Source organism: Protofrankia sp. Cas8 (genome assembly GCF_963555845.1).
GTDB lineage: Bacteria > Actinomycetota > Actinomycetes > Frankiales > Frankiaceae > Protofrankia.
Genome location: NZ_CAUVXI010000184.1, coordinates 1 through 10,526, shown reverse-complemented (window position 1 = coordinate 10,526; position 10,526 = coordinate 1). Strand labels below are relative to the sequence as shown.

The following is a 10,526-nucleotide window of genomic DNA, read 5'->3' as shown; positions in this document are numbered from 1 at the left end:
CGACAGCAGCGGCAGGGTGATCCATCGGGTGATCTGCCACCGGGTCGCGCCGTCGAGCTGGGCTGCCGCGGCGTACTCGTCGTTGATTGCGGCCAGGCCGGCAGTGACGACGAGGACGGCGAAGCCGAGCAGGTGCCAGCCGGTGATGCCGACGACGGCGAGCTGGGCGGGACCACGTTCATGCAGCCAGTTGACCGGTCGGCCCAGCAGGCGGTCCACCAGGCCGTGCCGTGGGTCCAGCAGCCATACCCACATCGCCGCGCTCGCCACCGGCGGAACGAGCACCGGCGCGAACACCAGGGTCCGGTAGCCGACGCGCAGGCGGCCCCGCACCCGGCGGGTGAGCAGGGCGACGATCGTGGGCAGGACGACCGTGAACGGCAGCAGGCACGCAATCGTCGCCGCCGTCAGCCACAGCGAGTGCCAGAGCTCTGGAAGCTGCAGGACGTGGCGGTAGTTGTCCAGACCGACCGGGATCTTCGGCCTGCTTGGCACCAGGTTCCACGAATAGAATGACAGCTGCGCAGCCTCGACCAGCGGGCGGTAGGTCCAGACCGCCAGGCAGCCGAGTCCCGGCGTGAGGTAGAGAAAGGGCGGCAGCGCCCGCAGCACCCGGCGCGTGGGTGAGGGCCGGGCTGCGCTGACCGGCGTCGGCGTCTCAGGCGTCGTCGCGGCGGTGACCTCTACGAACACGTCGGGTGATCCTGCCTGTGTCGATGCACGGTCGCCACGGTCGCCACGGCCTCACGTCTTCGGCAGCAGCTTTGTCGCCCGATCCGCAGCCGTGGCCAGCGTGGACGGTGGGTCAGCCCCGCTATAGACGACGCTTTCAACGGCATCGAGCATCGTGTCCCTGATCTGGACGTAGTTGTCACCGGGGAAGGCCACCGTCGGCCGGAGCCGGGCGAGCTGGTCGATGTTCGGCTTGATCAGGGGGTTTTTCGCCGCCCAGTCCTTGAGGCCGGCGGGGTCGTCCAGCAGGCCTGTCCGCAACGGCAGATAGCCGATCTTGCTGGTGAGCTGGATGTAGCCTTCATCACCGGTCAGAAATTTGATCATCTCCCAGGCTGCCCGCTGCTTGGCCGGATCCTTGGCGAACATGACCAGGGCAGCCCCGGAGTTGGTCGGTTCCACCGTCGTGCCGCCGAAGCTTGGCAGCCCGGCCGCCCGCAGATCCCACGGGGGCTTCGCACCGGTGGCGCCCTTACGGAACATGGCCTCACCCGCGCTGCTCTCTACGATCATGCCGATCTCACCGCGGGCGAATGCGGGATATGCCTGCTCCTGGGAGAGTTTGGGGGTTGCGCCGGACTGGACCAGGTCCTGGGCCATCGTGACGGCCTCGACCGCCGGCGCCTGGGCAAAGGTGAGCCTGGTCCGGTCGGCGGAGAGCACCGATCCGCCGTTGGAGTCGACCAGGGACTGGTAGCACCAGTCACCGGCCTTCTTGGTCAGGCAGTCGATGTAGACGCCGTCCTTACCGGCTTTGTCCTTGATGGCGAGGGCGGCGGTCTTGACCTCCGCCCAGGTGGTCGGAGGTTTTGCAGGGTCGAGGCCGGCCTGGGTGAACAGGCTGGCGTTGTAGTAGAGGATCGGGGTGGAGAACACGAACGGCATGCCATAGGTCTTGCCGTCGACGTCGCCCAGAGTGCGCGCGGTCGGCGCGAACGGGTGCGTGCCGCCGAAGTTGGCCTGCACCGCGTCGTGGCCGACCACGTCGTCGAGTGGCGTGGCCCCCAGCCCCTGCACCGCGTAGAAGAGGTCACCGAATCCCAGCTGCCCGATGTCGGGCGGGTTGCCGGCCGCGATCTGGCGTTGGATGCTGGCCGTCGCGGCCGATCCGTAGCCACTGGCGGTCGCGGTCGCGGGCTTCTGGGCCGTCACTTTGATGTTGGGATGGGCGCTCTGGAACCTGTTGATCAGATCTGTGAACGTGTCGGTCCACGCCCCGGCCTGCGCCAGGTTGTAGCTCTCCAGGACGATCGAGACCTGCTGGTCGGCCCTGAGTTCGGGAACGGTTGCGGTGCTTGACGGGGCGGCAGCCGGTGAGCTGCCCCCGCCGCAGGCGGTCGCGGTGAGTGCGAGGGCGAGCACGGCCGCGGCACCGCCGAGACAGCTCGATCTTTTCATGTCGTGCTCCTTATGCGAGGCGATCCTTCTGGCTGCCAGACGAGCCGGCGACCACTGGCGCGGTCGAACAGGTGCACGCGATCTGCGGCGGTGTCAAAGGCCACCGGGTCGCCGGGACGCAGCCCGAGCGGGCGCGGTCCGCGCGCGAACACAGGCGCGTCGCCGACCATGCACTGGGCGACCTCGTCGCTGCCGAGGTTCTCCACCGCCGTTACCCGACCGCGGAACATGGGTGCCGGCGACGCCGGCGGGACGCCGACCAGATGTTCCGGGCGGATCCCCACGATGATGTCGCGACCGGGGAAGTCGCCGGCCGCCCACAGCGGCACCTGCACGCCGGGGGCGTGCACGCGGACGCGTCCGCAGTGGTTCTCGACCAGGGCCGGGAGCAGGTTCATCGGTGGTGAGCCCAGAAAGCCCGCTACGAACGTCGACGCCGGTTCGTCGTAGACCTCGGTGGGAGTGCCGACCTGCTCAAGGCGGCCGGCATTGAGTAGCGCGACCCGGGTGGCCATGGTCATGGCCTCGACCTGATCGTGCGTGACGTAGACGATGGTCGAGCCGAGCCGGTTGTGCAGCGCCCGTAGCTGGCCACGGGTCGCGGTGCGTAACTGGGCATCGAGGTTGGACAGCGGTTCGTCCATGAGAAAGGCACCCGGGTCGCGGACCAGCGCCCGGCCGACCGCCACGCGTTGGCGCTGCCCACCGGACAGCGCTCTGGGTCGGCGGTCGAGCAGGTCGGCCAGATCGAGCAGCTCCGCGACCGCCCGTACCTTCTCGCGTATCTCCGCGCGTGGGCGTCGACGCGAGCGCAGCGGGAAACCGATATTGCGCTCGACTGTCAGGTGCGGGTAAAGGGCGTAGCTCTGGAAAACCATCGCCATATCGCGGTCCCTGGGCGGCGTGAAGGTGACGTCGCGCTCATCCAGCAGGACCCGCCCGCCGTCGGGCTCGATCAGTCCGGCAATCATCCGGAGCAACGTCGACTTTCCACAGCCGCTCGGGCCGAGCAGGACGAGGAAATCGCCGTCGCTGATGTCGAGACTCACCCGGTCCACGGCGGTGACCTTGCCGAAACGCTTGGTCAACGCTTCGATCTGGATACGGCTCACCGCTCCGGCTCTCCTTTCGCGCCGGACCGACACCGTCTTGTATTCCGTGGGCCTCCCGGATCTGTTCGCCACGGCGTCATATCTCTCAGGCGCAGCTGCATTCAACTCCAGGACGGTGTACGGAGAGCAAACGCGCCGAAAATTGGACGTCCGTCGGATGTGACGGGCTCAACCCGATCATCCCGGCCTGACAGCGTCGATTGGTGTCGTCGATTGGTGTCGTGGCTGAGGCGACCGATACGAGGCCTCAGATGTCGAGGACCAGCGAATCCGTGCGGGCTCGTGACACACAGATCATCAGGGCGTCTCCGGTGCGTTGCTCCTCGATCGTTAGCACCTCGTCACGATGATCGACCTCGCCGGCGCTGAACCGGGTCTCGCAGTTGCCGCACGTGCCCTCGCGGCACGATGACGGCACGTCGAAGCCGGCGCGTTCAAGAGTTTGCAGGATCGTCCGGTCCGCGCCCACCCGTATCTTCTGTCCAGTACTGCCGATCACCACGTCGAAGGCGGTGTCCGCCGGGCGATCGTCGGGTCGTTCCCGGGGCCGGAAACGTTCCACGTGCACAGCGCCGGCCGGCCAGCCACCGCAGGCGGCTTCAACCGCCGTGAGCAGGCCCTCGGGCCCGCAACAGTAGACCGCCGTCCCGATCTCAGGCTGCCCGAGGATGTGCTCCAGCGGCAACAGCCCGGATTCGTCCTGCGGATGGACGGCAATACGATCTTGGTGAGCCGACAGCTCGTCGAGGAACGCCATGCTGGTCCGCTGTCTACCGCCGTAGAACAACGTCCACTCGGCGTCCCGCTTGTCGAGTTCGGAGATCATAGGCAGGAGCGGGGTTATTCCGATGCCGCCGGCGATGAGAATGTAACGCCGGGACGGGACCAGCGGAAAATTGTTACGGGGTGGGCCGACCGGCAACGACCACCCGGCCTGGACCTCGTCGTGCAGGTAGACCGACCCGCCTCGGCCGTGTTCTTCACGCAGTACGGCGATTCGCCAGTGCATATCGTCGGCCGGGTCGCCGCACAATGAGTACTGTCGGATCAGACCGGACCCGAGGACGACGTCGACATGGGCGCCCGGCGTCCACCCGGGGAGTTTCTCTCCAGCGGGATGGGCGAGGACCAGAGAAATGATGTCGTCGGCTTCCCGCGTTGTTCTGACGACGGTCAGGGACGGGGCGCTTGACGGCGTCGGCACTGCGGTCAACTGATCGTGGGTCATTGGCGCGGACATGACCGACCTCCGGACGGGCTAGCCTCGGGAACAATTGGACCCAAAACGGCGTGAAACTGGGTGATCCAGGCCATTCATACCAGGCGGCGCTTTACGGGCGCCACTCGTCCAATTATCCCAGACGACCCGAGAAGGCAGTGTGGCCAGGCGATTGGAATGCTCGATGGAAACATCGGCGACTGGCCTCGGCCCATCCCGGCCCTGCGACGCCGCGTCCCCTCTTGCCGGTCGCTCCAGGAGCGCCCGGCAAGGCTCAGCGGAAAAGCTCAGCGGAAAAGCTCAGTGGAACGGACCGGTCTCCTCCAGGGTGTCGAGCAGGGCGTCGACGACCTTGGTTCGGTTCGGTCGCCACACCACGTGGACGGACAGCATCGGGACGGGATCGATGAGGGGCACGGCAACCGGGCCCTTGGTCCCGCGGACCCGGTCGAGCGAGGCGAACCCCACCAGGGGGCGAGTGTTGAGCACCAGGGCAGTCGCTCCCGGGTCGTCGACCTCGGCGGCGACCCGCAGGATGATCCTGAGTCGCTCGGCCGTGGTGACGATCGTGTCGTACATGGCCGGGGACTGGATACGGCTGAACAGGACGCATGCCTGGTGTTCCAGTTCCCGGAACGGAACCTGTTCGCGGCTGGCCCAGTCGTGCTGTTTGCCGACCACGGCCACCAGCGGCAGCCGCAGCACCTCGCGGGACCGAAGATCGTTGGTCGGCGGCAATCCGAATATGAAGCCGACGTCGAGTTCGCCGCTGAGCAGGCCCTTGAGCTGGGGGCCTGTGCGTCGTTCCCACAGGTGGGCGACCAGCCCGGGGTGGGTGGCGTGCAGCCGAACGAGGGTTGGCTGCAGGACGCGATGACCGGCCGGGAAGTTGTAGCCGATGTTGATCGTGCCAGCGCGCCCGGCAGCTGCGTCGCGGGCGGCCTGAACGGCTTTGCCGGCCTGATCGAGTATCCGTTTTGCTTCGGTTTGGAACGCGACTCCCGCCGGTGTGAGTCGGACTTCGTGGGAGGTGCGGGCCACCAACTTGACGCCGACTTCGCGTTCAAGGCGTTGCAGGTGTTGGCTCAGTGACGGCTGGGCGAGGTGAAGCTTGCCCGCCGCCCGTCCGAAGTGCAGCTCATCCGCGATGGCCAGAAAGGATACCAGATGTCGAAACTCCATTAAGCCCTCCGCGCCGGAAGTCCGTGACCAGCCTACCTGGCGCGACTAACGGGCGGTGACGGGCGAGTGTTGTCCTGAAGAATTATGCGGTATGCATGTGTCTGGAAAAGAAATACCGGCATGGATCCCGCCGCTTGACGTCTCGACCCACCGTTGAGGATACGTCCGACCACGGAATTGCGCGCACCCGACCCGGGAGACGCCTACGTCCACCGCTTGCCGTTGTCGCCGAAGACCTCGCGTGCGGGTCGGGAGCCGAAGTGCCCATCGAGGATCTCGAAGCTGTCGAGCGTGACGAGCGCCGGATGGGTGACGGCGCAGGAGTGCGCGAGCCGCAGCAGCTCATGCCGTAGGCCACGGACGTAGTTGGCGACGCGGGCCGACTTGTCCCGCGGGTCCAGCCCGCGGGTCAGCCAGCGGGACTGGGTGGCCACTCCGGTGGGGCAGCGGTCGGTGTGGCAGCGTTGCGCCTGGATACAGCCCAGCGCCAGCATCGCCTCCCGGCCGACGTTGATCAGATCACAGCCCATGGCCATGGCCAGCAGCGCGGTCTCGGGGAAGCCGAGTTTGGCCGAGCCGACGAAGACTATCCGGTCGTCCAGGCCGGCCTCCACGAAAACCCGGTGGACCCGACTAAAGCCGATCTTGAAGGGGAGTGCGACATGGTCGCTGAAGGCGAGCGGCGCCGCACCACTGCCACCTTCACCACCGTCGACGGTGATGAAGTCGACCCCGCGGTCTGTGGCCGCCATCTGCCGGGCGAGCTGCTCCCAGAATGTCGCCTCACCCACAGCTGACTTGATCCCGACCGGTAGCCCCGTCGCCGCGGCGATCTCCTCGACGACGTCGAGCATGCTGTCGACGTCACCGAACGCCGTGTGGGTCGACGGGCTGTAACAGACTTCGCCGGCCTTCACCCCGCGGATGCGGGCGATTTCGGGGGTGACCTTCGCCGCCGGCAGGATCCCACCCAGACCGGGTTTCGCGCCCTGACTGAGCTTGATCTCGACTGCGCGGATCGGGTGCCTGGCGGCGAGGTCGACCAGGCGCTCAAGGCTGAACCGGCCGTCCACAGTGCGGCAGCCGAAGTATCCGGTGCCGATCTGGAAGATCAGATCACCACCGTGCAGGTGGTGCTCGGATATCCCGCCCTCGCCGGTGTTGTGCAGACAGCCGGCCATGGCGCAGCCCTGGTTCAGTGCGGTGGTCGCCGGCGCGCTCAGTGCACCGAAGCTCATGCCCGAGACGTTCACCACCGACGGTGGCCGCAACGCATGCGGCCGACCGCGTGCCGCGCCGAGCACCTTCTGGCAGGCCAACAGGTTGTCCGTGGCCGCGGGCCCCGGCAGTGGGAACGCCGCCGGTTTGATGATGAGGTAGTTCGCCGACAGTTCCAGGTCGTTGGCGGTGCCGAAGCCCGTGTTGGCGTTGTCCTGCTTGGCCGTGGCGTACACCCAGCGGCGTTGGTCGCGGCTGAAGGGCCGCTCCTCGTCGTTGCCGGTGACGATGTACTGGCGCAGCTCCGGCCCCACGTCTTCGAGCAGGAAGCGCAGGTGCCCGATGACGGGGAACGTTCGAAGGATCGAGTGCCGGCGCTGCAGGAGATCATAAAGCGCCACCGCGCACACCAGCAGGGTGAATCCCAGCATGACGAAGCCCAGCATGATCCATCCGGTCATCACCGTCACCCCGTCCAATCGGCCGCCGCCCATCCCTGCCCGTCTCGATGTCTATATACGCTCAGGCTCGGATCGGGCGGATGCTGGGCTGAGAGGTGGGTATCGGGCGAGATGCGGCAGCCGGTGGCGACAGGCGATGCCGTGACAGGCGATGCCGTGAACCGTGATGGCGTGACACGTGCTGGCGTGCTGCCGGCGAGCCTCAATCCGCGGGTCCGAGCCCCGGGCGGCTCGCCGGCGCGGGGTGCCTCCGAGGTCTTCTCAGGGTTGCTTCAGGTGGTTTTCGCGCTGCTCTCGGTCGTCGTACTGGTGGCGAGCGTTGGTGGTTGGGTGCTCTACAACCATCTCAACGGAAAAATCACCAGAGTGGATCTTGGTCTCACCGGCCAGCGGCCGGCTGCCCCGGCCCGTGGTGTCGAGAACTACCTGCTGGTGGGTACCGACAGTCGGGCCGGCAGCGGCGGCGCCTATGGCGACGCGCCCGGCCAGCGCTCGGATACCACGATCCTCGTCCACCTCGCCGCGGACGGCACCAGCACCATGGTGTCCTTCCCTCGTGACACGTTGGTCACCATTCCCGAGTACACCGACACGAACGGCCACCGCCATGGCGCGCACCGGGCCAAGTTCAACTCGGCGATCGCGGACGGTGGCCCATCTCTGCTGGTCAACATGGTCGAGGGGCTCACCGACATCCGGATCGACCATTACGTGTCCATGGACCTCGAGGGCTTCCGCGCCATCACGGATGCGATCGGCGGTGTCGCTGTCTGCGTCCTCCCGTCGACCTACCGGGACGTCTTCTACGACAACAACGTGCGGAAGGTCAGCACAAACACCAACGACCCGATGAGTGGGTTCCTCGGCGGTCCCGGGACTGTCCAGGTGGACGGCCGCCAGGCGTTGGCCTTCGTCCGGCAGCGACACGGGCTGCCCGAGCAGGACCTCGACCGCATCCGACGCCAGCAGCAGTTCATCGGCGCCCTCTTCCGCAAGGCGATGGCCAGTGGGGTGCTGACCAGCCCGGTCAAGCTTGAGGCGCTGCTGTCATCGGTGACATCCGCGCTCACCCTCGACAGTCATACGGGCATCGCAGACCTGCGGGGACTGGCCACTCGGATGCGGGATGTGGCTACGGGAAGTATCCATACAGTAACTTTGCCGACCCATGCCCCGACCCGTGCGGAAGGCGCCATCGGCGACTCGGGTGAGCTCCCCGGACTCGGCGCCGTCCAGCTCTACGATCCGATCGACCTCGAACGTATCGTCGCGCCGCTGCGCCCCCCGGACAGTGGCACCGAGGTGTCCCCGTCGCCGCTGCCGTCGGTGTCCGGGTCCGGGTCCGGGTCCGGGGCGAGCGGCGCCACCCCCGTCACGCCGGCAGACCAGATCACGGTCGAGGTCTACAACGGTTCGACGGTCGCGGGGCTTTCGTCCCGCGCCGCCACCGCGCTGACCAGGCACGGTTTCCGCGCCTCCAACGAAGGCAACGCATCCCTGCGTAGCCACACGAGTTCCACGGTTGTCTACGGCCCAGGTCAGGACACCGCCGCGCGCACCCTGCAGGCTGCCGTGCCCGGCTCCACGCTCCAGCGCGATCCGACCGCGACCCGCCTTGAACTGATCGTCGGATCCTCGTTCACCGGGGTCGTCGCAGACGCAGCGGGCGGCCAGCCGACCGGCGCAGGACCGGCCGCGACCACGGGCGGGGACGCTGCCGCGTCGGCGCATCCGAGCACCCCCGTCCCGGCCGCGGCCCCGACCTGTACCTATTGAGATCCACTGTCAGTCTGAGATCGTGAGGACTTCCGAGAGTGGCCGGCGCGGGGCCGGCTCAGCCGGGACACCGCCGGCCGCCGGCAGGCCGAGGCGAATGACCATCTGGACGGTTCCGGTGCTGTGGAGGATCTCGCGCAGCACGACTCGGATCGCGTCGATGTCCTCGGCGTGCCCGATGGGACACGCGGCCACCGAGAGGGCCGTGGCGCTCAGCAGAACCCGCGCGAGCGCCTGACCCGCTGCCATGCGGTCGATCGGACGGTCGGCGGCGGTGCCGAGCACAACGATGGAATCCTGGCCGTCCACCTGGCCGGGCCGAGCGGATGGCGCGTTCGTCGCGAGGTGATCGTCGGTGCCGGTGTCGTCCAATGTGGCCAGCCAGGCGTCCTCGGTCGCGGCAGCGTCCTGGAGCGCTGCCAGGACGCCGGTCGGGTCGGGTGTGGGTTGGATCGGCCCGCGTCCCGCGTGTCCCGCGTGTCCGAGGTGTACTGCGGTGCCCAGCGACCGCTCCCAGGCGTCAGGCGGCCTGGCTTCGTTGATGCGGATGGTCGCGAGTGGCTCCTTGCCGGCGAGGTCCCGGTCGAGGCCGCCATAGCCCGGTCCGCCGGGCAGGACGACGACATCCGGGACGAACCCGCGCAGCCGCAGGGCGATCCGCGCGTAATACAGGGCGGCACCACAGCTGATCAGTAGTTGCCGGCCGTCGGGGTCGACGGCGCCCAGAAGTCGGGACGGGTCCGCGAAGAGCTCCAGGCGCCTGTCTGCGACCAGCCAGTGCCACGGCTGGGTGTCATGGATCGACGGTGCGTGGGACGCCTCCGTGACAACTCCTTCGATCTCCTCGTGAAAAGACGTCAGGCCGTCCACCCGCATGATCTTCACCATCTCTCTCGTCGCCCGATCCCGCTGCGCTGTCGCCCTGGTTGTTCCCCGTTCTCCGCCGTCGCCTCTTCCGGCCCGCGGTCCCGCTGCGAGCCGGTCCCTCTGCGAGCCGATGTCGCAGCGAGCATGTCGAGCCGGACCGACGATCATCCGCGTCCCTCCTGCCGGGCGCGCTACGCGTGCGCCGGGGCCGCCGAAAGGCGCAAGCACGGGCGGACACCGCAGCGCCGGACGGATCCCCGGGATGTGTCGATACGTAGCCGTCTGGGTACGGAAAGAAATTTCTACAAAGTGCTTGCGATCATGAAATCCGGCCGGTCCATCGTGTATGTTTTCTCTTACCGGCGGAAAGCCGGGAGACACCGAAGCTAAGTCGCGACGGTGGCCCCCCTCCCCGGTCCGGCCCTCTTACGAGGGTGGTCGGGAGTGTATCGTGAGGCGGCCGCCGGTTGATCCGGCGCGGTTTGACTCGGCGAGACTCGAACGGTAAGTTGCGACAACCGCCCCGGGCGGACGCTGAAAAGCGCAGTCCGGTGTGCGCTC

8 protein-coding genes are annotated in these 10,526 nt (G+C 67.6%); 1 reads left to right on the top strand and 7 read right to left on the bottom strand.

The window, feature by feature from the left end:
* From U9977_RS21190 to U9977_RS21165, 6 genes are all read right to left on the bottom strand, one after another.
* Positions 1–693, bottom strand: a 693-nt coding sequence (locus U9977_RS21190) for a sugar ABC transporter permease (protein WP_322751038.1), incomplete at its 3' end; no start/stop codon positions are given.
* A gap of 51 nt (positions 694–744) precedes the next feature.
* Complete coding sequence (locus U9977_RS21185) at positions 745–2,130, bottom strand: ABC transporter substrate-binding protein (protein ID WP_322751037.1); 1,386 nt, start codon at positions 2,128–2,130, stop codon at positions 745–747.
* On the bottom strand, positions 2,127–3,242 hold the full coding sequence (locus U9977_RS21180; protein WP_322751036.1) for an ABC transporter ATP-binding protein: 1,116 nt from the start codon (positions 3,240–3,242) through the stop codon (positions 2,127–2,129). Before U9977_RS21180 ends, U9977_RS21185 begins: the two co-directional genes overlap by 4 nt.
* Positions 3,243–3,489: 247 nt before the next feature.
* Entirely contained in the window at positions 3,490–4,482 is a 993-nt protein-coding gene (locus U9977_RS21175; protein WP_322751035.1) for a PDR/VanB family oxidoreductase, read from the bottom strand.
* A 279-nt stretch (positions 4,483–4,761) separates the two neighbouring features.
* The gene (locus U9977_RS21170) at positions 4,762–5,643 is read right to left on the bottom strand and encodes a LysR family transcriptional regulator (protein WP_322751034.1); all 882 of its coding nucleotides are present in this window, start codon (positions 5,641–5,643) and stop codon (positions 4,762–4,764) included.
* A 203-nt stretch (positions 5,644–5,846) separates the two neighbouring features.
* Positions 5,847–7,322 (bottom strand): FMN-binding glutamate synthase family protein, encoded by a 1,476-nt coding sequence (locus U9977_RS21165; RefSeq protein ID WP_322751033.1) that lies wholly within the window; start codon positions 7,320–7,322, stop codon positions 5,847–5,849.
* 171 nt (positions 7,323–7,493) lie between these two features.
* Here U9977_RS21165 and U9977_RS21160 point away from each other — a divergent pair, with 171 nt between their 5' ends.
* Positions 7,494–9,098, top strand: a complete 1,605-nt coding sequence (locus U9977_RS21160; RefSeq protein WP_322751032.1) for an LCP family protein — start codon at positions 7,494–7,496, stop codon at positions 9,096–9,098.
* 9 nt (positions 9,099–9,107) lie between these two features.
* Here the strand turns inward: U9977_RS21160 and U9977_RS21155 are convergent, their stop codons facing one another.
* Positions 9,108–9,974 carry a hypothetical protein gene (locus U9977_RS21155; protein ID WP_322751031.1) on the bottom strand — a complete coding sequence of 289 codons (867 nt, stop codon included), beginning with the start codon at positions 9,972–9,974 and terminating at the stop codon, positions 9,108–9,110.
* Positions 9,975–10,526: the final 552 nt, after the last annotated feature.

What these genes read in the sequence shown, in the direction of transcription:
- U9977_RS21165 (WP_322751033.1), bottom strand. Translation starts at nt 7,322, where the DNA reads ATGACCGGATGGATCATGCTGGGCTTCGTCATGCTGGGATTCACCCTG.
- U9977_RS21155 (WP_322751031.1), bottom strand. Translation starts at nt 9,974, where the DNA reads ATGCGGGTGGACGGCCTGACGTCTTTTCACGAGGAGATCGAAGGAGTT.
- U9977_RS21175 (WP_322751035.1), bottom strand. Translation starts at nt 4,482, where the DNA reads ATGTCCGCGCCAATGACCCACGATCAGTTGACCGCAGTGCCGACGCCG.
- U9977_RS21170 (WP_322751034.1), bottom strand. Translation starts at nt 5,643, where the DNA reads ATGGAGTTTCGACATCTGGTATCCTTTCTGGCCATCGCGGATGAGCTG.
- U9977_RS21185 (WP_322751037.1), bottom strand. Translation starts at nt 2,130, where the DNA reads ATGAAAAGATCGAGCTGTCTCGGCGGTGCCGCGGCCGTGCTCGCCCTC.